At 55.9% G+C, this 23,719-nt stretch carries 22 protein-coding genes; 16 read left to right on the top strand and 6 right to left on the bottom strand.

The window, feature by feature from the left end:
• Nucleotides 1-87 precede the first annotated feature (87 nt).
• The 8 genes from FEM03_RS11310 to FEM03_RS11275 all read left to right on the top strand — a co-directional run bounded on the left by FEM03_RS11310 (nt 88) and on the right by FEM03_RS11275 (nt 7,693).
• The gene (locus tag FEM03_RS11310; protein WP_166442792.1) at nt 88-1,068 is read left to right on the top strand and encodes an exosortase/archaeosortase family protein; all 981 of its coding nucleotides are present in this window, start codon (nt 88-90) and stop codon (nt 1,066-1,068) included.
• Between the two features lies 1 nt (nt 1,069).
• Nucleotides 1,070-1,780: an exosortase-associated EpsI family protein gene (locus tag FEM03_RS11305; RefSeq protein ID WP_138086360.1), complete on the top strand. Its 711-nt coding sequence runs from the start codon at nt 1,070-1,072 to the stop codon at nt 1,778-1,780.
• Between the two features lie 23 nt (nt 1,781-1,803).
• On the top strand, nt 1,804-2,568 hold the full coding sequence (locus FEM03_RS11300; RefSeq protein ID WP_138086359.1) for an FkbM family methyltransferase: 765 nt from the start codon (nt 1,804-1,806) through the stop codon (nt 2,566-2,568).
• Nucleotides 2,565-3,569, top strand: coding sequence for a hypothetical protein (locus tag FEM03_RS11295; protein ID WP_138086358.1), 1,005 nt, complete (start codon nt 2,565-2,567; stop codon nt 3,567-3,569). Before FEM03_RS11300 ends, FEM03_RS11295 begins: the two co-directional genes overlap by 4 nt.
• Entirely contained in the window at nt 3,566-4,384 is an 819-nt protein-coding gene (locus FEM03_RS11290; protein WP_206170969.1) for a WecB/TagA/CpsF family glycosyltransferase, read from the top strand. The genes FEM03_RS11295 and FEM03_RS11290 overlap by 4 nt, the downstream gene beginning before the upstream one ends.
• On the top strand, nt 4,374-5,366 hold the full coding sequence (locus tag FEM03_RS11285) for an NAD-dependent epimerase/dehydratase family protein (protein ID WP_138086357.1): 993 nt from the start codon (nt 4,374-4,376) through the stop codon (nt 5,364-5,366). Before FEM03_RS11290 ends, FEM03_RS11285 begins: the two co-directional genes overlap by 11 nt.
• A gap of 79 nt (nt 5,367-5,445) precedes the next feature.
• Nucleotides 5,446-7,338: an O-antigen ligase family protein gene (locus FEM03_RS11280; protein ID WP_138086356.1), complete on the top strand. Its 1,893-nt coding sequence runs from the start codon at nt 5,446-5,448 to the stop codon at nt 7,336-7,338.
• Between the two features lie 91 nt (nt 7,339-7,429).
• The gene (locus FEM03_RS11275) at nt 7,430-7,693 is read left to right on the top strand and encodes a hypothetical protein (protein WP_138086355.1); all 264 of its coding nucleotides are present in this window, start codon (nt 7,430-7,432) and stop codon (nt 7,691-7,693) included.
• Nucleotides 7,694-8,059: 366 nt separating this feature from the next.
• Here FEM03_RS11275 and FEM03_RS11270 read toward each other — a convergent pair whose 3' ends face one another.
• Together FEM03_RS11270 and FEM03_RS11265 are read right to left on the bottom strand one after the other, a co-directional pair.
• Nucleotides 8,060-8,848: a hypothetical protein gene (locus FEM03_RS11270; protein WP_138086354.1), complete on the bottom strand. Its 789-nt coding sequence runs from the start codon at nt 8,846-8,848 to the stop codon at nt 8,060-8,062.
• 113 nt (nt 8,849-8,961) lie between these two features.
• The gene (locus tag FEM03_RS11265; protein ID WP_138086353.1) at nt 8,962-9,294 is read right to left on the bottom strand and encodes a HesB/IscA family protein; all 333 of its coding nucleotides are present in this window, start codon (nt 9,292-9,294) and stop codon (nt 8,962-8,964) included.
• A 137-nt stretch (nt 9,295-9,431) separates the two neighbouring features.
• Between FEM03_RS11265 and mutL the strand changes: the two genes are divergently transcribed.
• The 4 genes from mutL to FEM03_RS11245 are packed head-to-tail and all read left to right on the top strand — an operon-like array spanning nt 9,432 to nt 13,337.
• Entirely contained in the window at nt 9,432-11,246 is a 1,815-nt protein-coding gene (mutL, locus tag FEM03_RS11260; RefSeq protein ID WP_138086352.1) for a DNA mismatch repair endonuclease MutL, read from the top strand.
• Nucleotides 11,247-11,252: 6 nt separating this feature from the next.
• Entirely contained in the window at nt 11,253-12,026 is a 774-nt protein-coding gene (gene modA / locus FEM03_RS11255) for a molybdate ABC transporter substrate-binding protein (RefSeq protein WP_138086351.1), read from the top strand.
• Nucleotides 12,013-12,699, top strand: coding sequence for a molybdate ABC transporter permease subunit (modB, locus tag FEM03_RS11250; RefSeq protein WP_138086350.1), 687 nt, complete (start codon nt 12,013-12,015; stop codon nt 12,697-12,699). The genes modA and modB overlap by 14 nt, the downstream gene beginning before the upstream one ends.
• Nucleotides 12,696-13,337, top strand: a complete 642-nt coding sequence (locus tag FEM03_RS11245; protein WP_138086349.1) for an ATP-binding cassette domain-containing protein — start codon at nt 12,696-12,698, stop codon at nt 13,335-13,337. The genes modB and FEM03_RS11245 overlap by 4 nt, the downstream gene beginning before the upstream one ends.
• A gap of 9 nt (nt 13,338-13,346) precedes the next feature.
• Here FEM03_RS11245 and FEM03_RS11240 read toward each other — a convergent pair whose 3' ends face one another.
• From FEM03_RS11240 to FEM03_RS11230, 3 genes are read right to left on the bottom strand one after another with little or no spacing between them, the layout of a single operon-like run.
• Nucleotides 13,347-14,768: a DUF1501 domain-containing protein gene (locus FEM03_RS11240; RefSeq protein WP_138086348.1), complete on the bottom strand. Its 1,422-nt coding sequence runs from the start codon at nt 14,766-14,768 to the stop codon at nt 13,347-13,349.
• Nucleotides 14,769-14,782: 14 nt separating this feature from the next.
• On the bottom strand, nt 14,783-18,766 hold the full coding sequence (locus FEM03_RS11235) for a DUF1553 domain-containing protein (protein ID WP_138086347.1): 3,984 nt from the start codon (nt 18,764-18,766) through the stop codon (nt 14,783-14,785).
• A 6-nt stretch (nt 18,767-18,772) separates the two neighbouring features.
• Nucleotides 18,773-19,588 (bottom strand): IclR family transcriptional regulator, encoded by an 816-nt coding sequence (locus FEM03_RS11230; RefSeq protein ID WP_138086346.1) that lies wholly within the window; start codon nt 19,586-19,588, stop codon nt 18,773-18,775.
• 178 nt (nt 19,589-19,766) lie between these two features.
• On the opposite strand from FEM03_RS11230, the gene FEM03_RS11225 reads away from it, so the two are divergent.
• Genes FEM03_RS11225 through FEM03_RS11210 form a run of 4 tightly spaced genes read left to right on the top strand, consistent with a single transcriptional unit; the run spans nt 19,767 to nt 22,681 of the window.
• The gene (locus tag FEM03_RS11225; protein WP_138086345.1) at nt 19,767-20,582 is read left to right on the top strand and encodes a DUF899 domain-containing protein; all 816 of its coding nucleotides are present in this window, start codon (nt 19,767-19,769) and stop codon (nt 20,580-20,582) included.
• Entirely contained in the window at nt 20,579-20,890 is a 312-nt protein-coding gene (locus FEM03_RS11220) for a hypothetical protein (protein WP_138086344.1), read from the top strand. The genes FEM03_RS11225 and FEM03_RS11220 overlap by 4 nt, the downstream gene beginning before the upstream one ends.
• Nucleotides 20,891-20,949: 59 nt before the next feature.
• Nucleotides 20,950-21,366, top strand: a complete 417-nt coding sequence (locus FEM03_RS11215) for a YciI family protein (RefSeq protein ID WP_138086343.1) — start codon at nt 20,950-20,952, stop codon at nt 21,364-21,366.
• Between the two features lie 4 nt (nt 21,367-21,370).
• Nucleotides 21,371-22,681: an RNA polymerase sigma factor gene (locus tag FEM03_RS11210; protein ID WP_138086342.1), complete on the top strand. Its 1,311-nt coding sequence runs from the start codon at nt 21,371-21,373 to the stop codon at nt 22,679-22,681.
• 4 nt (nt 22,682-22,685) lie between these two features.
• Here the strand turns inward: FEM03_RS11210 and FEM03_RS11205 are convergent, their stop codons facing one another.
• Nucleotides 22,686-23,681 (bottom strand): hypothetical protein, encoded by a 996-nt coding sequence (locus tag FEM03_RS11205; protein ID WP_138086341.1) that lies wholly within the window; start codon nt 23,679-23,681, stop codon nt 22,686-22,688.
• Nucleotides 23,682-23,719: the final 38 nt, after the last annotated feature.

The following is a 23,719-nucleotide window of genomic DNA, read 5'->3' as shown; positions in this document are numbered from 1 at the left end:
CATTTAACATCACCGAGATTGCGCGTTAGCTGACATCATGTATGCTTCATGCCCGAAGCGTCCGTCGTAACCCCTTGCACCCCCTCAATGTCACCTGTGACAACCCTTTCGCCCCCCGCTAATTCCGGCAAATTTAACGTCCGATATTGGGCCGGACCGCTCATTTTTGGTCTGCTGTTTTTCGGCATGCTGCTGTTCATGCCCTACACCGCAGGCTATGCCGACCACCGTTTGACCATGCGAGTTTGGATCATGGGCGGCTGGGCCGATCCCACCTGGCAGCACGGCATGCTCGCCCTGCCCATCGCCATCTTCCTCGCCTGGCGCAAGCGCCACATTCTCGCCGACATCCCCGTCAAAGCCAGCTGGCTTGGTCTCTTCACCGCGATGATCGCCATGATCTTTTTCTGGATCGGCTACCGTGGAAACTTTTATTACCTGGGCTTCTTTGGAATTCATCTTCTCATCGCGTCGGCGGTGTTGTGGATCTGGGGCTGGCGGCATTTTGTCACCGTCTCGTTCGCCTTGGTGATGCTGACCTTCATGTGGCCTTACTTGTTCATGGAAGATCTCATTGCCTTCAAGCTGCGGTTCCTGATGGTCAACTTCACTGAGAAGGTCCTTAATCTGATTGGAATCGCCACCATTCAAGACGGCACCCGGCTTTTGTCTGCCGCAGTCGATGGTCGCGCGCAGGGTGACTTGTTTCGCATGAATATTGACGGCCCCTGCAGCGGTCTCCGCTCGCTGTTTGCGTTGATGATGGTCAGCGCCTTGTTCGGATATTTTCGTCAGCGAACCTTTTGGCGGCGCGCCCTGCTGTTCAGCCTCAGCGTGCCGCTCGCGGTTCTCGCCAATGCTTTTCGGATCATCATCCTGACCATTGCCACCATCCTTTTCGGCGAACAATTCGCCTTGGGCAATGGCGAAGAATACACCTCCAACTTTCACCTTTTAACCGGCCTGTTCATGTTTGTGGTCGCACTGGGAGGTCTCGCTTCGGCAGAATGGTTTCTGAACCGGTTTGTCCGTAAAGAAAAACCCCTGGTCTTGATGGAAGAACGATAAAATGCTGCTGCGATCTTTAATTCTCTCATTCATCTTGATCGGCACCATGGTCGTGTGCTGGAACTCGCCCCCCATCAAGGCCGGAGACGGCTCCGGGGTCATCATGGATCTGCCAAAAACTTTGTCCGGGTTAATCTCCGTCCCCGAAGATCCCGACGCCATTGAACTTGAGCAACTTCCCTCAGACACCCAGATCACCAAACGACTTTATTACACCCCTACCCACCGATCTGAAGCCCGCGACCATGTTCGCTCCTCCATCATCCTCAGCGGAGCAGAGCGCAAAAGCATCCACCGGCCCGAAATCTGTCTGGTCGCCCAAGGGTGGAAACTCGTTAGCAGCCGCATTCGCACCGTGCGCATCAACGATCAGCACGATCTTGAGGTGACCGACCTGTATATCGAGCGCAAAGTCACCTTGAAGAGTGGCGAGGTGCGCCCACTGAGAAGTCACTACGTCTACTGGTTCATCGGCACCGACATCACCACCGCGAGTCACTCGTCCCGCGCGATCATCAGCCTCATGGACAGCATCCTGCGCAACGTTAATCACCGCTGGGCCTACGCTTCCGTGCAGGCCAACGTGACCGATAACCTTCCAACGGAAGAATTTGGCGAGCGTCAGCGCGACAGCGAACAGACCGTGGAGCTGATCCTCAAGGTCCTTGCCGAATCCGTGCCGCACTTCCAAAAGCAGTTCGCCCAGAACTGATCTTCATAAAGCTACAAGCCCCCATGCCCCCGCTCTTATCCGCCCGCGTCAAACATTTGTTGGGACGACTCAATCTAAACATCCGCCGCCGGGAATACGCGCCGCGTAGCGAAGACCGGTTCATTTACGAGGACATCCTCCAGTCGCATTCAATCTCCCACTCGCAGGGCAAACCTCCGGTCATTCTCGATGTCGGTGCCAACATTGGCCAAACCGCCGCCGCCTACCATTTCACCCTGCCCGAGTTTATCGTCCACGCTTTCGAGCCTTTTCGCGATACCTTCCAGGCCCTTCAAAAAAACGTTGCCTCCCTGCCTAATGTTCACTGCTGGCAGATGGCCATGGGCGCAAAATCCGGACAGCTTCACCTCTCGCTCGACGCCATTGTTCCCACTTCGACTCTGAACAGCCTCGAAAACGCCTCCAGCACGCCGCTCGACCGCAGTGAAACCATCGACGTCAGCACGGTTGACGAATTCTGTGCCTCCAAAGGAATTGAAACGGTCGGCATTCTGAAAATCGACACGGAAGGCCACGACTTGGAAGTGCTCAAAGGTGCCTCCAACCTGCTGTCCCAAGGTGCCATTCAATCCGTGCTCATCGAATGCTCACTGGCCCCCTCCAGCCCCCGGCATGTTGCCTACGAACACGTTCGGAACCTGCTGGTGGCCCATCAGTTTCGCTTGTTTGGGCTCTATGAAGTCACCTCCCTACCACCTCATGGCGCCCACTGGTATTGCAACGCGCTGTTCAAACATGAATCCATTTTCAAGGGACTAAGTTCATGACCGAGGCGAAGGTAAAAGTGTTGGTGATTGGTCAAGACAACCACTTTGCAGGCTTGGAAGGCGTGCAGGTGGATCATGTGCTCACCCGCAAAACCTACACGCCCGACGCCGAAGCAATCATCGACACGTCCACCTACTGCTCCGCATCCACCGCCTGCCTGAGATTTTTTCGCGGACACTACCACCTGGCGCTTCTTCCCGCCATTGACCTGACCTGGCCGCACAACTTTTCGCCGATGCAGAAGCGTCTACGCGCCGTTTTCCGCAGCCTGGTCAGCCTGCCGTTTTCCCGATTCCTGACAAAACTGCTGATCCCAGGCTCCACCCACATCGCGGTGATTGACCGCTATGATGCGACGGACATCCACGAACAATCGGCTCAGTTTTTCCACGCGAACTCCTACTGGAAAGTCAATCCCGCGACAGCAAATGCCAGCTACCGTGGCAAACCGGTGCAGTTTCTGCCTCTGTGGGTTTTCGAACCGCCCTCCGGTTGGAGCACGGTCAACTGGGAGGATCGCGACATCGATTTGTTCTTCGCCTCCAGCATCAACGCTCCCCCGCGCGAACGAGGCCTTCAGTTCATCAAAAACCTCGCTCAATCGCATCCCGAATTGCGTCTTCACATTGCGGACAAACCCCTCAGTGCAGATGCCTTTCATGAACACATGAGCCGTTCACGCATGGTGCTGTCGACCGAAGGCGTGGGCTTCCATTGCTTTCGACACTACCAGACCATGCTCCATGAGGCGGTGCCATTGGTGAATCACAACGATCAGGTGCAAACCAATCTGATCGACGGAGAGAACAGTCTGCGCTACCACGAAAATCAAAACGATTTCAACCGCGTCGTTCTCAGCGCCTTGCAAGATCTTCCCCGACTCGCCACCGTTGCCCGTCAGGCAAGGTTGTTCGCCCAGCAACATCACACCCCCAACGGCATCGCCAGGAGGATCCTCGCTCACGCCTCCCTTCAACCGACAGCGCCAAGTAACGAATGATGCCCACCAACATTCCCCACATCAAGGTGCTCGAATCTCCCATCAGCGCCGTCAACATGACCACCGCATGCGAGCACATTTTCGAGGCGCTTCGCAACAAACGCAAAGGCTACATTTGTGTGACCGGTGTGCATGGCGTCAATGAAGCCTTCGACCACGCCGACTTCCTTGAAGTCCTAGGCGGTGCCTATCTTGTCACCCCGGATGGCATGCCCATGGTCTGGCTTGGCTGGTTGAACGGCCAAAAACAAATGGACCGCGTTTATGGACCCGACCTCATGCTGGAAGTTTGCCGGCAGTCGGTGGAGAAAGGATTTACCCACTTTTTTTACGGCGGTGCCCCCGGCGTGGCCGACCTGCTGAAGATCAAACTCACCACCCTCTTTCCCGGACTTCAAGTGGTGGGCACCTACTGCCCGCCTTATCGTGCTCTGAACGCGGTCGAACTTGAAGACCTTCAGCAACAGGTGACCGCAGTCAAACCCGACATGATCTGGGTGGGCCTCGGCACCCCCAAACAGGAACGTTTTGTCGCCTCTCACCTGTCGCTTCTCGACACCACCCTTCTATGCGGCGTTGGCGCGGCGTTTGACTTTCACACCAATCGTGTCAAACAAGCTCCCCGCTGGATGCAGCGCAGTGGCTTGGAGTGGCTTTACCGAACCATACAGGAACCCCGTCGCCTGTTCGGTCGATATTTTCGCGGCAACAGCCTGTTCCTGTGGCGGCTTTTCCTCGGCCTAAAACCCAAACACCTTTCCACCTCAACTTCAACGACATCACCCACCCCAAATCCCATACACCATGAGCAATAAAGACGATCTGATCACCATTTGCGGAGCCGGCGGCTTCATCGGCGGACACCTGGTTGCCGACTTGCGGCTTCAGGGGTTCACCAAACTCCGCGCCGTCGACATCAAACCCGTTTCCGAGTGGTATCAAGTCTTCGACGACGTGCAAAACCTCACGCTCGATCTCCAGGAAATCAACGCCTGTCGCACCGCTGTCAAGGATGCCGCCCAGGTCTACAACCTCGCTGCCGACATGGGGGGGATGGGCTTCATCGAAAACAACAAGGCACTCTGCATGCTCAGCGTTCTGATCAACACGCATCTGTTGATGGCGTCCCGTGAAGCAGAGGTGAAGGGCTTTTTTTACTCATCTTCGGCCTGTGTCTACAATGCCGACAAACAACGCGATCCCCGGGTCATCCCGTTGAAAGAAGAGGACGCCTATCCCGGCATGCCTGAAGATGGCTACGGTTGGGAAAAACTTTTCAGCGAGCGCATGTGCCGCCATTTCCGCGAAGACTTCGGTATCGCCACCCGCATTGCCCGATACCACAACGTTTACGGACCTCATGGCACCTGGGACGGCGGTCGCGAAAAAGCACCTGCTGCCATCTGTCGCAAAGTGCTCGAGGCCAAACAATCAGGCAATCTGACCATCAACATCTGGGGCGACGGCGAACAGACCCGCAGTTTCCAATACATCGACGATTGCGTGCTCGGTTCGCAAATGATCATGAACAGCGATTTCTACGAACCCATCAATTTGGGCAGCAGTGAACTCGTCACCATCAACCAGCTCGTCAGCATTGCCGAGGAAATTGCCGGAGTGAAACTCGAACGCTCTTATAACCTTTCCGCCCCCAAAGGCGTCAACGGCCGCAACAGCGACAACACCTTGATCAAACAGGTGTTCAACTGGGAACCTTCGACCAAACTTCGTGACGGATTGGAAAAAACCTACGTCTGGATTGAGGAGCAAATGGCTCTTGGCAAGACTTCCCTGTAAGCCATTGAATTGAATTCGTCTCTTCAAACGTCCGCATAGAGGCAATCGTTTCACTCATCCCCCGCCCCCAAATTCCCCCATGTGGTTGCAAAAAACCGTTCGGGCAATCGTGCTTCTGCTCAGCTTTCTCGGATTGCTGAGCGGCCTGGTGTTGGGCACCGAGACACGATTGCTCTTCTTCTGGCCGACAGTCGCCCTGCTCGGTGCGGCTGCCAGTTTGATGGTGATCGGCGGTCGCTGGCCATTGCGCACCGCGCCCTCCGCCACCTGCCTGCTGAGCGTTTTTGTCATGGCCGCCTATCTGGTCGGTCGCGCCGTCCTGTCGCCCGTGGAAATCTATGCACGCGAAGATCTGTTCCTCATTCTCGGGTGCCTCGTCTGCTACCTGTTCTCAGCAACCATCCTGTCTGACGCCCGGACGCGCGGAGTCATTCTTGCCATCTTGATTCTGGTCACCTTGGGAAATCTGGCCGTGGGATTTGTGCATTTCTCGGGCAAATGGAACTTCCACATCGTGCCGAGCTACATGCGCACCTTTGGCGAAGGCCAGCGCATCGGCGGATTTTTCAACAACTCCAACCACCTTGCCGCATTTCTCTCGATGGGTGCCCTGTTCTTCTTGGGAACCGCACTCATGGGACGCATCAACGCCGCCGGACGCATCCTGCTGCTATTCCTGTTTGTCTCCAATGTCATCGGCATCGCCCTCACCATCAGTCGCGGTGGACTGGCCGCCATCGCCATCGGCGTCGCCATCACAGCACTTGTTGTTTCCATCCTGGTGCTAAAAGCTTATCCCCATGCACTCTGGCGCATGCTGCTTGGCGCTGCGGTATTGATCGGTTTTGGCACCATGGTGGTCATCGGCGTTTTCTCCGAACAACTGATGAAACGCACCTCCGCTTTGGGCAGCGAATCCACCTTGTCTGACCCACGTCAATTCATCTGGAAAGCCGCCCTCGCACAACCCGTGGAATCCCCGCTCACCGGCACTGGCTCCAGAATGTTCTACGAAGGCTGCATCCAATACCGCACCGCCGACACCCCCTCGCACATGAAGGACGCCCAGTTTGTCCACAATGACTGGCTGCAATTGTTCACTGACTACGGATGGATCGGACTTGGCCTTGGATTGATGGTCCTTGCCCTCCATTTCAAGCAGGGCATTCATTTCCTCAAGTGGCACCTCTCCGAACGGTTTTCGCGAAACGCCCTTCTGACCAGTCGCAATCTCGGATACGTGCTCGGTTCCATGACCGCACTGGTCGCCGTGCTGTCTCACGCCTTGGTGGATTTCCATCTTCACGTCCCAGCCGTCGCATTGACGGCAAGCCTGTTCCTCGGCATCCTCGCCAATCCCGGCATCTCCGAACCCGCATCCGCCCCACTCGTCATTCCCGGCTTCAAGCCGCTCCTCAAAGTTGCCCTGCTAGCCTCCGGCATCTTCATGATCTACGGAAGTGTCACCTTTGGACGATCCGACTACTTCAACGAACTGGCCACCCTTCAATCCGTCGAAGAAGACCACGGCGACTCACGCATTGCTGCACTCGACCGCGCCCTCGCCTTTGATTCACGCAATCATCGGCTCTGGTATGCGCGCGGACTCACACGCCTTGAAAACATCGGTGGTCTTTCCGTCGCCACCGCCTCACCGCTTCTCGCCGAAGCTGTCTCCAATTTCGAGACGGCTCAGAGCCTCAATCCGCACAACATGTTCATTGCCCTCGCCCTGGCGGATGCTTATGACATCACCGGAAGACAGCAACAGGCCCTCAACGCGATCAATCACGGCATCCGGCTCGCCCCACAATCGATGGGACCCCGTCTCTCCCTGGCCATCCATCATCACCGTCACCAACGTTGGGAGGAGGCCGAGAAAGCCTACTTCTGGGCCATGGATGCCGTGGCGCATACCCACATGGATGCCTTTGAGCTGTATCTTGAAATGCTCAAAGACTGGCAACCCTAACAGAGCCACCATTTCTCTTCACCCACTCAGGCCGGACATTTCCGGTCTTTTTTGTGTCCTCATACATCCTACTGTATCATCTTCAATACCCATGCCCCTCACCACGGAACAAAAACAATCCCTCGCGACGCTGCTGCGCGAACGACTCACCATCATCTCCAATCACGAATGGCGCGACCGCGATCCAGAAACACACCTCAGCGCGCTTAAAGAGATCTCAATCCAAATCGAAAACTGCTCGAGCGAATGGCGTGCTGATCTTCCCGGTCAGATGCGACACTACCTTGCCAACGCCAGCTATCAAAAAGCACTGGCATGGCTTGAGGAAACCCATTCATCGTCTCAAGTCCAGTGATCACTCGCAATCGGATCTCCCTTCACCTGTTCATTGGATTCAAGCACAGGAACCAATTGGCATTCAGGATTGCGACCAGATTCTCCGCTTCTATGGCCCGACCAAATTCGCCTCCCTATTCCCCGTCCCATCGGGACGACTCCTAGAAGCCCGGCACACAGTGCCGGGTTTCGTTGATGGCATGAATTGCGTCCTTCATGGACGGCCTTATGCGCGGCAAACGAAAATCGGCCCAAACTCCGGCTCCTGCTTTCGCTAGATTGTCCCGCCGGATGAAAATCCAAATCACAAGGAAAAGACCGCAGACCGCGAAATCGCTCAGCACCAAACGATGCGTCTCAAACCTCCTAGGAAACCTTCAAATCCTTACAATTCCACCTTCGCTGCCACCTGGGTTCCGCCTGGCTCGCTCTTGGTCAACGGCCAGGGCGACTCCATGTTGAGCACTTTGGGCGGAATCAGCGAAATGGTTTGCTGCTCACCGGCCTTGTAGGTGCCATAGGCAATTGGGATCACCGAAGCGCACAGCCCATCCGTCTCAGCGTCGCGACTCACATGCACCACGCTGCCGAAGGTGGCCTTGTTGTCCAAAGTAAACGTCTCACCTGGAGAATAGGGTGACGCCTCTTGGTTTGCCCCTGGAAGCAGCAATTCGATCTCCACGTCCTCAATTTCGGTCGATCTTGCTCGCACCACCCAACCTTCAGTGATCAGATCCCCCTCTGCCAGCTTCCTTGAATTCACCACCGTATATGCACCGCGAACATAAACCGGACCTTCGTTCGCGTAATTCATGATGTATGACCTCTTCAGCAGGTCATTCAACAGGCCCAGTTGCTCTCCATTGTAATTGTAATACTTGGCAAGCAATTCGCGTGCCCCATGAAAAGTTCCCGTTGGAACAAACAAAGGATCGAATTTCTTGATCTCCTCCAGCTTTTCCAATTTTGTCAGAAGCTTGTAGTTGAACGGCTTCTCTGGGTATTTGAACACCATGATGCTGAAGAACCAGCAAAAGGTCGCCAGGCCCATCAACAAAGTGATAAGAATGGTCCACCAAAACAGCCCTTCATCACGACGTTTTTTGGCCGCATGTTTCCCGCCGCCCGCACGGGTGCGGTGATCTGAACTCGCACTCAAAAATTGAACTTTCATAACTAACTGAAATTAAAATGTTAGCGTAGCCTTAATAAGCCGGGTCCTTAACCAAAGCTTATTAAATTTACCATCATTTGCAACCGTTAAACCCTTTTTCGAAAAAATAATCGTCACAATCCACCCGGATCAAACGAGGACCCACAACCGCAACTACGTGCTGCATTGGGGTTGTTCACCTTAAAACCGCTGTCGCTCAAGCTGTCCTCGTAGTCAATGTTAACTCCGTTCAGATAAGTAAGGCTGTCGGCATCCACCAAGATGTTAACCCCCTCCTGTTCAAAAACACAGTCTCCCTCAACCGGCGAGTCCAGCTTCATAACATACTCCATGCCAGCACACCCACCTTTTTTCACCATCAAGCGCAGACCCTGACCGTCAACCGTCGAATGGTCCTCCAAAAGACCACGGAGATGTTTGACGGCATTGGCAGTGGCAGTAATCATGACAAGACACAAAGAAACTAGAAAATTGAATCAATCTGCAACGCATCCACCCGCTCGCTGAAAACCTCGGCCATCAGCCTCCCGGATGCACACGCTCAGCTACTTACGTAATACCCATTTTCAATATATCAAACACGATGAGCAGAATTCGTATTCTTCCCGACGCACTTGCCAGCCAGGTCGCCGCCGGTGAAGTGGTGGAGCGCCCCGCCGCCGTGGTGCGCGAACTGCTCGAAAACAGCCTCGACGCCGGAGCCACCCACATCGAAGTCCACGTGCAACGCGGCGGAACCGCCCTGATCAGAATTGTCGACAATGGACACGGCATGAGTCGAGAAGATGCGCTGATGAGTTTGGAGCGTCATGCGACCAGCAAAATCCGCACAAAAGAAGACCTCAGCGCCATTCACACTTTTGGTTTCCGCGGCGAAGCCCTTCCCAGCATCGCCAGCGTCTCGCGTTTCCGACTCGCCACCCGCGAAGCCTCCGCCATCTCCGGCACTGAAGTCGAGGTCCAGGGCGGTCGGCTTACCGACGTCCGCGATTACGGAGGCAGCCATGGCACCGTTATCGAAGCCCGTTCCCTTTTCTACAACGTTCCTGCCCGTCGCAAGTTTCTCCGCACCGAATCGACCGAGTTCGCCCATGTTGAACAGCAGTTCCGACTGCATGCCATCGCCCATCCCAGCGTCGCCTTCACGCTGGTCAGAGATGGTGCCGTCACTTTTCATCTTCCCCCCACCAGTGATCTCCTGGAACGAATTGAAGGATTGTGCGGACGCGACCTCGCACGCCGACTGCTTCCGCTTCCGACCTCCACTCATCCCTCCATCAAGGTGAGTGGATACATCGGCGGAGCCGCCGTCAGCCGACCCAACCGGCAGATGCAGATCACCTTTCTTAATGGTCGTCCGGTGGAGAGTCCAACCATCGCTTATGCACTTAGGGAAGGTTATCACAACGCCATCATGAAAGGGCAGTATCCGGTCACCCTTCTGTTCTTGGAAATGGCGCCTGAGAGTTTTGACATCAATGTTCATCCGGCGAAAAAAGAAGTTAGATTCCACGATGGTCATGCCATTCGCGAAGCCGTGGTGGAGGCGGTGGCACAAACCATCAACCAGGCCACCACCATCTCCAGTGGACATCTGCCATCGACACGAACTAACATCGCCGAGTCAGCATTCCAACAGCAGCCCTCGCTCATCCCCGAACCGCAGCAAACGAGCCTAAGAAACGATTGGTCCTCCATTCCAATCGCCAACAACACGCAAAGCACGTCATCCCCTCCCTTGTCATTGGTAGAAAACCCTCCCCCGCCTTCCCCAACCAACGACACCCTCTCTCAGAAACCCGCCTTAAACCAAGCCGATCAATTTCGCATTCTCGGCGTGCTGCACAAACTTTATGTGCTCATGGAAAGCGTGGAAGGATTGGTTCTCATGGATCAGCACGCCGCTCACGAACGCGTGCTCTACGAACAACTTCGTCACGCCATGGAACATGAAGGCGTGCCCTCACAACGTCTGCTGCTCCCCCTCAATTGGGAGGTTTCACCGCGCGATTACGACCTGCTCAACCAACACCTTCCGACTCTCACCAAACTCGGCATTGAAGCTGGCCCGTTCGGCAACAATGCGTTCAAAATCGACGCCCTTCCTGCCTTCCTAAAAACCGATGACCCCCTCGATCTGCTGCGTCAGGTGGTCGATGAACTCGCCGTCAACAGCAGTCGCACGTCCACCCTCCGACTCGGCGAAGACATGATCGCCACCACCGTCTGCCGCGCTGCCGTCAAAGCCAACGACCGCCTGCGCGAACCCGAACTTCGCAAACTTCTCGAAGACCTTTTCGCCTGCGAAATGCCCTACTGTTGTCCCCACGGCCGACCCACACTTATTCAGATCACCCTTCCCGAATTGGAGAAGAAATTCGGTCGCCGCGCGCCTTAACCCCCAATGCAAACCGTCATCACAATGCTGGGATGTATTTTAATACTAGGAGGCATTACTCATGCCGCCGAGCCAGTCCTACGCGTCTCCGCTGCGGCCAGCCTTGCGGACGCACTCAAGGAAATCAACACCGCATTCACCCAGCAAACCGGCGTCCACATCCAGCTTAATCTCGGTGCCTCCAGCACCCTGGCCCGACAAATCGAGGAAGGTGCCCCCATGGATGTTTTCATCTCCGCCGACCTCGCCAAGATGGACCATCTCGATGCGAAAGGTCTTCTGCAATCCAACACCCGTGAAAACCAACTTTCCAACTCCCTGGTTATCGTCACCCCAGCCGACAGCGCTCTGTCCATCCACTCTCTAACTGACCTAACAACCAAAACGATCTCCAAAATTGCCACCGGCGATCCCAAAGCCGTGCCCGTCGGCCGCTACGCCAAAGCCTATCTCGAAAAGGCAGGCCTCTGGCAATCCATCGAACCAAAAATCGTCGCCACCGAGAATGTCCGAGCCGCCCTCGCTGCCGTGGAATCTGGCAATATCGACGTCGGCATTGTTTACAAAACCGACGCCGCCATTTCCAAAAAAGTCAAAGTCGCTTATCAAGTCCCTATCGACCCAGCTCTCACCATCACCTATCCCAAGGCCGCTCTCAAAAACGCGCCCAACCTCGGCTTCGCTTTGCAGTATCTTGAGCATCTAGACACCCCAACTTCAAAAGCCACCTTCACCCAATTCGGATTCATCGTCCTACCGGAAACCGATGTTGCCCGGTAACTTCAGCAGCGAAGACTGGCAGGCCATCTGGCTCACCTTGTGGACCGCCGCCTTTGCCATCGTTGCCATCCTGCCACCGGGAATGGCGCTCGCCTGGCTGCTTGCCCGCAAAGACTGGCCGGGCAAATCCATCGTCGAAACGATCGTCGCCCTGCCCCTCGTATTGCCGCCAGTGGCCACCGGATTGATCCTCCTCAAACTGCTTGGCCGACGTGGCCCCATCGGCGGCTGGCTCTACGAAAACTTTGGCCTCGACATCGCCTTCACCTGGCGTGCCGTTGTCATCGCCCTCGGCGTGATGTCCTTCCCCTTATTGGTGCGCAGCCTTCGCACCGCGTTTGAAGAAGTCCCTGTGCGACTCGAAAACATCGCCAGCACCCTTGGCCGTTCACCCTTCAACGTCTTCTGCACCATTACCCTGCCCCTCGCCCGACGCGGCATCGCCGCCGGTCTGATCCTCTCCTTCGCCCGCGCCCTCGGCGAATTCGGGGCCACCATCATGCTGGCCGGACTCATCACCGGCGAAACCGCGACCCTGTCCCTCTCCATCTATCAACATGTGCAAACCGGCAATGACGACCAGGCCATGAAGCTGCTGACCGTCTGCCTCATCATCGCGTTCATCGCCCTGTGGACCAGCGAACGCCTGTCACGCCGGAGGCTCACGCCATGAGCCTGAAACTCGAAAACCTCACCCTTCAGCTCGCCGAGTTCACCCTTTCTGTGAGCACCCAACTCTCCGCCCCCATCACCGGCCTTTTTGGTCGCTCGGGATCAGGAAAAACCACCCTGCTGGAAATCATCGCCGGCATACGCCGACCCTCGGCGGGACGCATTGTTCTCAACGATCAAACCCTCACCGACATTCCTCAAAACGTCCACATCCCTCCCGCAAAACGACAAGTTGGTTACGTGCCACAAGACCTCGCCCTTTTCCCTCATCTCAACGCGAGTGCCAATTTGCACTACGGCTTCCGCGCCGTATCCGCCAACTCAACCCTTCCCGGTCGCGTCATCGAACTCCTCGAACTTTCGACTCTCCTGTCCCGTCCCATCCAGCGACTCTCCGGCGGCGAGCAACAACGCATCGCCCTTGGCCGCGCCCTGCTTGCCAGCCCTAAGCTCCTCCTCCTCGACGAACCCTTGTCGAGTCTCGATGACCGACTCAAGGAACGCATCCTTCCCTATTTCAAAGCCATCCATGATGAGTTCAAGATCCCCATGATCTACGTCACGCACTGCCAGTGGGAACTCACCAAGCTCTGCGACGAGGTCCTCACCCTCCATCAAGGCCAGCTGCAACCCAACTGAACTAACTCATCAGACCAGAATATCATGCAGCACCCGGCCATGAACATCGGTCAGTCGAAAATCCCGACCACTGAAGCGATACCTTAACTTCTCATGATCCAGTCCCAACAAATGCAGCACCGTCGCCCATAAGTCATACACCTCGCATTGGTTCTCCACCGCATAATACCCCAGATCATCCGTTGCGCCGTAAACCGTGCCCCCCTTGATCCCGCCTCCTGCCAGCCAGATCGAAAATCCATACGGGTTATGATCGCGTCCATCGCTGCCCTGACTAAACGGCGTCCTCCCAAACTCTCCCGCCCAAACAATCAAGGTCTCTTCAAATAATCCGCGCGCTTTTAAATCGGTAATCAGCGCCGCCAAAGGTTGGTCCACCTGATGCGCCATGGCCCCGTGCCCCTCCTTGATCTTGCCATGCTGATCCCACGGATTCGCCGCATTCCCCGCCCCGATATTTTTCGACAGACACGTAAGCTCAATGAACCTCACACCCCGCTCCACCAGCCGCCGTGACAACAAACACTGCTTCGCATAAGCCGCCTTCTCCTTGTCCGCTGAATCGAGTCCGTAAAGCTTCTTCGTCGCTTCCGTCTCCCCCCTGAGATCACACAAGTCCGGCACCGCCGCCTGCATGCGATAAGCCATCTCATAGTTGCGCACCGCCGCCTCCACCTGTGCATCCGCCTGCACTTGTTCAAGAAATTTGCTGTCCAACCTGCCCATCAATTCAAGCCGACGTCGCTGCATCGCATCCGCCTCACGCGGCGTCACATTATTCAACGGCTCCTTGCCATCCGGATTAATGATCGAAGCCTGATGCACTGCGGGAAGAAATCCGCTGCCCCACAATCCCACTCCACCATGCGGCACGTTGCCATGGCTTAACACCACAAAGCCCGGAAGATTATCCGCCTCACTTCCCAGCCCATAAGTCACCCACGAACCCGCACTCGGAAATCCACTAAACGGCTGGGTGCAATGAAAGAAATAATTTCCCTGCGCATGCTCGTTGACCTTGCTGGTCATTGACCTCACCACCGCCAGATCATCAGCACACTTCGCCACACATGGAAACATGTCACTGATCTCTATCCCGCTCTGCCCATGTTTCTTAAACTCAAACGGACTCGCCATGATGTTGCCGTTGTTGTTGAACATCGTCCGCTTCACCGGCACCGGCATCGGCTGTCCATGACGCTTCGCCAGTTCCGGCTTCGGATCAAACGAATCCACATGCGACACCCCGCCGCTCATGTAGGCGAAAATCACCGAGCGAACCTTGGACCGATAACCGGAAGGCCTCGCCGCAAACGGACTTTCAGCCGCACCCGCGCGATCCGCCTTCATGGCCGACAAAGCCGTCAACCCAAACCCCGTCGAAGCCCGCGACAACATCGCCCTTCTTGAATACCAATGCTGATGATTCATAACTGAACTTTCTTTCAACGCAGATAAATAAACTCTTTGATCGCAAACAGCGCCTGAAGATAGTCACTCCAGCTATCTTCCGTCGGCTTCTCCCCAAGATATCCCGCCGCAATCTCGATCTCCTCATCCGTCGGAACCCGACCAAAAGCCGATTCATAAACCCCGTGCAGTCTTTCCGACACCGCATCCTCTGAATGAGGTTCCGCCATCACCCGCTTCGCCCAGCGTTTGGCAAGGTTCCGCACATAAACATCATTCATCATGGTCAGCGACTGCGCAGGAATGTTCGTCGCATCACGCTGACCGCGCGTCGTTGCCGGTTTGGGCCGGTCAAACACTTCTAGAAACGGATGCGGTCGATTGCGCCGCTCCGGCAGATAAATGCTGCGCCGAAACTTCGTGTCCGGCACCGGCTCGCCATACATCGAATCATCCCGCATCCCCGACACTTCAAGCATGGCATCACGAATCATCTCCGCCTCAAGCCGACGCACCGGCATCCGGCTCCACCATTGATTCCCTTCATCCATTTCGCGTGCCCGATTCGACATCCAATGCCCTTGCTGCCAGGTCTGCGACGTCAGCATCATGCGAATCAACTTCTTCACCGAATACCCATCCTCGATGAATTTTCCCGCAAGCCAGTCAAGCAGTTCAGGATGAGTCGGACGTTCCCCAAGCCGACCAAAGTTATCGACCGTGGTCACCAATCCCCTGCCAAACAACCAATGCCAAACCCGGTTCACCATCACCCGCGCCAGCAACGGATTGGCTTCCGAATCCGTCATTGCCTCCGCCAGTTCCCGGCGTCCGCTGCCACTGGTAAACTCACGACCTCCACCCAGCACCTGCAAAAACCGACGGGGCACCACATCACCCAACTCCGTGTGACTTCCACGAATCATCAAACGCGAGTCATATCCATCTCCCTCCACCGGCCCCGGCGCACGCGTGGCCAAGGGAATCTTGGACTCAAGCCCCCGATAATCCGCAACCAACGCCGACAACTCCTCCGGCAGCGACTTCATCGTGGCACTTAGAACGCCATGACTTATCAAATCGTCCAGCCAGGCCCGCTGTTCCTCCGACATCGAATCCTTCTCCCACGCCACCAAACACCCCTTAGTAAGTTCCACCACCTTGTGAATCAACCCCTGCACATCCGTAGGAGCAGATCCGCGCATCAATAGTGAAACCGGCATCACCTCTTCCCTTGGCGTCTTTTCAGCATCCTTGTTCAGCCATACTTCGGAGATGCCAAACCACGAACGACCATCAGGCTTCTCCTGCTCCGTCGCACCGTCATTCAACTTCGGCCTTGTCAGATCATCATAAGTTGCCATCTCAAGGTAAGCCCTCGATCCCTTCCGATAGTCCGTATCCAGCCTTACCCACTTCATCGGACCCTCATCAGGACGGCTCTGTGGATAAGTCTCATTCACGCCGAGAGGATAATTGTCCATCATCACCCTCACTCCACCTCCGCCCCCACCCGCCATGCGCACACTCAATGCCGAAGCATCCACATTGAAGTAAGGAGACACCAATAAACCATTGTGCCGTGTTGATAGTCCATGTGAATAAATCCCTGCTGGCAGAATGGCATTCACCACCAAATCTCCGCTACTCTGAATCACAAACTCCCCGGCCTTCGCCGCCTTTATCGGCAATCCATTCCCCATCAGATTCCACTTGGAATAATCCGCGCCCTGCAAATCCCAGAGCCGCACAAAATGTTCGTCATTGAACCTGTTTCTTGACTCCAATTCTCCTCGCCATTCGTCGACCAACTCCCCCCACTTCCCCGGTAAATCTTTCCTGCCCACATCCTTCAAAACTGTCCACGGATAAAATGTCCCCCACTTGCTCTCCCCCATCCGCCGCGTGCGCTGCTTTGCCATCTGGCTCTCCAACAAAACCTTGCGACGTTCCAACAGTCGCCCACGTTCCACCCGCTCGAGGTCCGTCATGCCTGCCAGCAATTGCGCCTCATCCATCTTGTTGATCCCCTGTCGGAAAAGCGCCGACACCTGTTTTGCATCCAAGGACTCATCATAGATCGCCGCCTCCTCAATCTCACCCTTCAAAAACGCCCGCCCGCCACCCGTATGTCGACGCCCCAACAACACCCGCGTATCCCCCGCATTGAACTCGGGGATATCATCCACTGAATAACTGCCGCCATAAACCACCCCATTTCGATACATCGTCACCTGCTTGTCCGCGCCGTAAACCACCACCAAATGCACCAGTTTATCCGCCTCCTCCACCGGACCCTCAAGACATTGGGTTCTTAGATGATTGTTGCTGCCCGCGATCCATTCACCCGGCACCATTTCGCCAAACACCAAACCATCAAACACTGAACCATTCGCCGTTTCCACCGATACCACCCCACCGCCACGCTGCGCCACATCCGCCAACATCACCCAAGCCTCCAACGATTTCTCCTTGAATCCATCTGCCAACAATGTCGCGCTTCCGAACGCCTCTTTGCCATCCAACACCAGTCGCCCATCACGCACGACCGCTCCACCTTCCAGCTTTACGGGCAGGATTCCCATTGAGTCACGTCCATCCACTTCAAAGTCCCAGCGAGCCATGTATCGGGGCAATCCATCCAATGTCGACTGTTTCCCATTCAACCCCAAACCCGCCCGCACCTTCGACTCCATCGCCGCAAGCCGCTCCTGCACTTCTTCAAGCTCATCGTCGCCCGCATCCAACCTCTGCGGAATCTGATCACTCTGAGTCATCCATTCCTTAACCAACCCAGCTTTGATCTTCGCCTTTAATGCCCCCAGTTCCTCGCGATGCATCGCCAACAATTCTGGATCATCCAAGGTCACCTGCCCCGGCCGCGTGCTGGCAAAAATCCCATACAAAGCAAAATAATCCTTCTGACTGATCGCATCAAACTTGTGATCATGACAACGGGCACAACTCACCGTCAGCCCAAGAAACGACTTGGTTAACACCTCGACCTGGTTGTCCACCGTCTTGACCTGTTCATCCAAAGAATCGACCGGCTGAAACCCGTGCTCCATCAATCTCAGGTTGGCCGTGGCCAGCAACGATTCATTGATCCTGAGCTCCTTGTTCCACCGTGCCGACTCCAATAAATCGCCTGCCACATGTTCCCTCACCATCTGGTCATACGGCACATCATCATTGAACGCGCGGATCAAGTGATCCCGATACCGCCACGCAAATGGAATCGATGGATCACCCTCGCTGCCGTGAGATTCCGCATAGCGCATCAAATCCATCCAATGCCTCGCCCAGGTTTCGCCATACGCCGTAGAAGCAAGATATCGGTCAACCGCCCGCGCCCATGCCTGTGGTGACTCATCCTTCAAAAATTCCTCAATCTCATTCACCTTCGGCGGCAGACCCGTCACCGCAAAAGACAACCTCCTCAACAACGTTCGCTTGTCGGCCTTCTCCGCCCTGCTCAATCCATTGAGTCGCAACTTCTCATCAATGAACCCATCGATCGGATGTCCTCCGCCCTTGGCGGGTTCGATCTTCTTCAACGGCTGGAAACTCCACCACTTCGACCGCAACGCGTAGGTCTGCTCCCATGTCCCCTCGCCCGTCGCGACCACCTCCGCCGTATCCCGCGGATCAGGCGCCCCCATGTTGATCCATGCAACAAAGTCAGCAATGATCGACTCCTCCAGCTTCGCTCCATTCTTGGGCATGTGCAGGTCCTGATCCGCATGCGCGTGCCTCAACGTCTCAATCAGCAAACTCCCATCGCCATCACCCGGCAGCAGCAAATTTCCACTATCTCCCCCTTCCCGCAACGCGCCACGAGAATCCAGCAACAACCCGCCCTTGCTCTCCTTGCCGGAGTGACATTCATAACATTCCGCGATCAACACCGGCCGGATCTTCGCCTCAAAAAACTCGCGCTGCTGCGCTGTGATCTCCGCCGCCAACCTCAGGGATGACAGTGTCAGCAAACCCACAAAAATGATCAACACAGCTTTCATGGCAACTCAACCGAGATACTTCAAAGAAGCCGCAGCCCCCGCCTGTTTCATCACCGCCCCCAAGGCGGCAAACTTGCGCGCCGTCACCCGGCTCGATGGACCCGCAATGGTCATCGCCGCCACCGCCCGTCCATGACGATCAAGCACCGGCGCCGCCACACATTGGATCCCCTCAAAATGCTCGCCCCGATCCACCGCATATCCCGCCTCGCGAATCTTTGCCAACTCCCCCATCATGGTGTCCCGGTCCGTGATCGAACGCGGAGTATGCGCCACCAGATTCAAGCGCCCCACCATCGCCGCCTGCTCCTCCTCAGGCAAAAACGCCAGCAACGCTTTTCCTGGCGCACAACAATGCACCGGCGGACGCGATCCCAGATCAACCAGATACTTGAACGGATGCGTTGAGGCCAGTTGCTCAATCAACACACACTCATCCCCCACCAAACAACACAACTGCACCGTCTCTCCCGTCTGCAACAACACCTCACGCATTGCGGGCAAGCAACTTTCCACCAGTCCCCGCCCTTCCTGTCGCGGCTGCCCCAGCAGCAACAGTTTGCGGGTTAAAGTGAATCGCCTCGACTGGTCACAACGACACACATAACCCGCCTCTTCCAGCACTCCGGTTAAGCGAAAAATCGATGCGGGTGAAAGTCGCAACGCCGCACTGATTTCCGACAACGTCACCCCTCCGTCAGCCGCTGCCAGCAACTCAAGAATCGCCAATCCTCGTTGCAAAGCCGGAGCTTGCGACTCCTGCTCGATAGGCACAACGACGGTCTCAATAGACTCGGAAGAGGAGGAGATTGGCATTTTCATGGATGAAAATCATTACGTCAGTGAAAACTCCAATCTTTCCGAAAATTGTCCTCATTCCTGCTTCCTTAACAAAATCAACCTCGCTGTCCTTTGCCGTTGATCCCGTTCGTCGTGTCCATGAACCGCGTTACCACACGCCATCCCAACATCCACAGACACCACGAACATGACCTCGACCATGAACGCCACGATCAACACATTTTCTCATCCCATCGTCAATCGATCCGCTTGGCTTGAGGCGCGCAAAGCTCTGCTGCAAAAAGAAAAATCGCTCACCCGCATGCGCGACCAGTTAAACGCCGAACGCCAGCAACTTCCCTGGGTGAAACTCGACAAATCTTACCAGTTCGACACCACTGAAGGCCCTCGAACCCTCGCTCAACTCTTCAAACATCGCAGCCAGCTTTATATCTACCACTTCATGTTTGGCCCCGACTGGAAAGAAGGCTGTGTCGGCTGCTCTTTTCTCTGCGACCACCTTCAAGGAGCCATCATCCACCTTGAGAATCACGACGTCACCCCCGTCGTCATTTCACGCGCCCCTCTTGAGGAAATCCAGGCATTTAAAAAGCGCATGGGCTGGACTTACGATTGGGTATCTTCATTCAACAGCGACTTCAATTACGATTTCGAAGTCTCTTTCACTCCCGAACAAATGAACTCCGGCAGTGTCCCCTACAACTTCCAGGACTCCGAGCCCATGATCGAGGAACTGTCCGGCTCCAGCGCTTTCTACAAAGACGAATCCGGTCAAGTTTTCCACACCTACAGCGCCTTTGCGCGCGGCGATGAATCACTCCTCGGCACCTACATGATTCTCGACATGATGCCCAAGGGTCGCAACGAACACGGCCCTCGCAACAACCTCAGCGACTGGGTCCGCCACCATGATCGCTACCAACACGATGGCCACGTCGACAAAACCGGACGTTATCATGAATCTCCACCCTCGACCTGCGAATGCGCACCCTCACCCACTTACATCAAATCATGAATCCACATCCTTGCTGCACCCCGGGCGTTCAGGCATCACGCCAACGTCGTTTCATGCAAAAAGTCGGCCGCACACTGGCCTGGATCATTCCCGGTGCCACCCTCGCCCTTCTGCCCAAGTGCCCCGCCTGTCTCGCCGGATACATCGCCCTCGCCACCGGCCTCGGCATCTCCGTGTCTGCCGCATCCAGCCTCCACTGGTCACTCATCGCCATCTCCACCGCCACCTTGATCTGGCTCATCACCCGTCGAGTTTCCCGCTTCCTGACCGCGGCCCATTCATCAAAGCCCGCAGCCCCCCTTCGATAACCTTCTTGTATCAAACCCTCCGTTCGTTATAAACTTCATCACCACCCTTTAGCAAAGCCATGAACACTGAAGCCACCACCTCTTCCCAACACCTCATTCTCTTTCGAGGCACCAACTGGCATCGCGGACTTTCTCCTGAATCCGTCCAGCAAACCATGGGTCGCTGGAACGACTGGATCGAAGGCATTGCCAAAGAAGGCAAACTCCTCGCCGGACATCCGCTTGCCAACGAAGGCAAACTCATCACCGGCAAAAACGCCAGCGTCTCCGATGGACCCTTTACCGAATCCAAAGAAGCCATCGGTGGCTTTCTCATGGTCAATGTCAGCCACTTTGATGAAGCCGTCAAGATCGCCCAGGCATGCCCCGCCCTCCCTTATGGCATTCAGGTTGAAGTGCGCCCCGTCGTCCCGATCTGCCCCGTCGCCCAGGCTGCGCAAATGCACTGCGCCGAACCCATTGCCATGATGGCCTGAGCCGGTGAACGCGAGCCCCACCCTCCCCTCCCCCGGCCCAACTTCTCAAAACATCCCCCAACTCACGGAACACCTGTTCCGCCATGAGTCCGGCAAACTCGTCTCCATCCTCACCGGCATCTTCGGGATCGAGCGACTGCAAATGGCCGAAGACCTCGTTCAAGAGGCCCTCATCCGTGCCCTGCAAACCTGGCCTTATTACGGCATCCCGCAGAATCCCGCCGCCTGGCTCACCCAAACCGCCAAACACCTCGCGCTCGACACCATCCGTCGCGAAAAAACCTTCCGTAACAAACAGGAGCAGATCATCGCCACGGTTGAAACTTGGTCAACCACCTCCAGCGCACCCGAAGACGCCGCCAAGTTCGAAGACGAGATCAAGGACGACCGGCTGCGACTCATGTTCGCCTGCTGCCATCCACTCATTCCCCAGGAAGCACAGATCGCCCTCGCACTCAAAACCCTGTGCGGATTCAGCCCCGCCGAAATCGCCCAGGGATTCCTCATCTCCGAAGCCGCCATCGCCAAACGCCTCACCCGCGCCCGGCAACACATTCGCGAACTCAATCTTCCCTTTGAAATCCCCGTCGGCGAAGAGCTCACCCTTCGTCTCGATGCCGTTCTGCAAATCCTCTATCTTCTTTTCAACGAAGGTTACAAGGCCAGCAATGGCGAGTCGCTGATGAAAGAATCCCTGTGCCTCGAAGCCATCCAACTCGGCACCCTTCTCGCCACCCATCCCGCCACCAACACCCCGCGCACCCACGCCCTGGTTGCCCTCATGTGTCTCAACACCGCGCGATTCAACAGCCGGGTCGACGCCGATGGCAACATGCTCCTTCTCAAAGATCAAAACCGCGCCGCATGGAACTTTGAAATGATCGAACGCGGTCTCACCCATCTCGGCCGCGCCGCCACGGGCACCCAACTCAGCGAGTTTCATCTTCAAGCCGGCATCGCCGCCTGTCACAGCACCGCTGCCACCTACGGCTCCACCGACTGGCCACGCATCCTCTCGTTCTACGATCAATGGGTGCTTCTCAACGACTCGCCCATCGTCGCCCTCAACCGGGCCGTTGCCATCTGCGAGATCCGCGGACCCCAGGCTGGTATTGATGCCATCCAGCAAATCCCTCAACACACCACGCTCGACAACTACTATCTCACCCACGCCATGCTGGGCGAATTCGAAGCCCGCCTGCAAAACCATCCAGCCGCTGCCAAACATCTGCGCAAGGCCATCGCCCTCACGGAACAAAAATCCGAACAAGCCTTCCTCAATCGCCGCCTCGCCGAATGCGAAGCACAAATTTAAAGACTCAATTCGATTTCGAATTTGAACTCGGCAGAGCAACCAACTTCCAGGCCGCCTGCCTGGGATTGTGCTCCACTTCCATCTCGCAGAGCTTCAAGTTCTCCTCCAGAACCGATTTCGTTTGCCGGTATTGGAGGGAATGCAGCAAACACACAAATGCCATCAATCCCTCGTCCTGATCCCGGATCTCCTGGTTGATCGGCATGTAACTGGTCAACCTCGTTGAGAGGATCAAACTGGTCGCGTGCTCCTTGCCGCTCAAAACATTGCCAAACCAGCGGCTGAAGTGCGACTCAGAGCGGCATGACGTCCACGCAATGATATGCGGCAAATGGGGCGACTTCGAAAAATCTCCACGCAGCGCGTCCAGGCCCGGTTGTGTTCGTCGATAATAAGAAAAGTCCGTCAGCGGAAACCCATCCGCATCCACGCCCTTCGTCTCTGGCGGGTAAGTGTCTGGTCCACCGCCTCCCCTTGAGTGGCCAATGTAAGCCATCACCTCAGCATTCGACGCCGCCTTCTTCATGAAATCCAGCGCCTGCCGGCTGCAACGCCGTTGCAATGCATACTCCGACCCGCTGTTCTTTGCCGAATCCGTGGTGGCCGAACTCCAGATCAAAGACACCCTCAACCTCTCTCCGTCCTTGCCATCGCCCTCATAAATCCTCAAATTCTGCGCGTCCGCAGGCACCCCCAACTCCTCCGCCAATTCCTCCGTCGGCTTCACTTCTGTGAATGACCGAATTTGCAAATGCCGGATCAACCGATGCGCACGAAAAGTATCCTTCGTCACCAAAAACCCCTTGTAGTCATCGTATCCAAAAACCACCCGGATATCCGCCAACTTGTCGTCACCGAAAATCCGCTCCACATTCCTCTCAAAAGGATCCCGCCCAGGCTCGCTGCCCATTGCCATCAGTGCTCCAACCATCACTCCAACCGCTACCGCCCATGCGGCAGAACGGACCAAAGACTGACGGAATTCGCGATAGGGAGTCATGAGGAAACGATGCTTTCCGAAGGAAACGCACCGCCCTT

The sequence above is a fragment of the Phragmitibacter flavus genome (assembly GCF_005780165.1).
Lineage (GTDB): Bacteria > Verrucomicrobiota > Verrucomicrobiia > Verrucomicrobiales > Verrucomicrobiaceae > Phragmitibacter > Phragmitibacter flavus.
The sequence above is the reverse complement of the archived record's forward strand: the minus strand, read 5'-3'. Positions and strand labels throughout refer to the sequence as shown.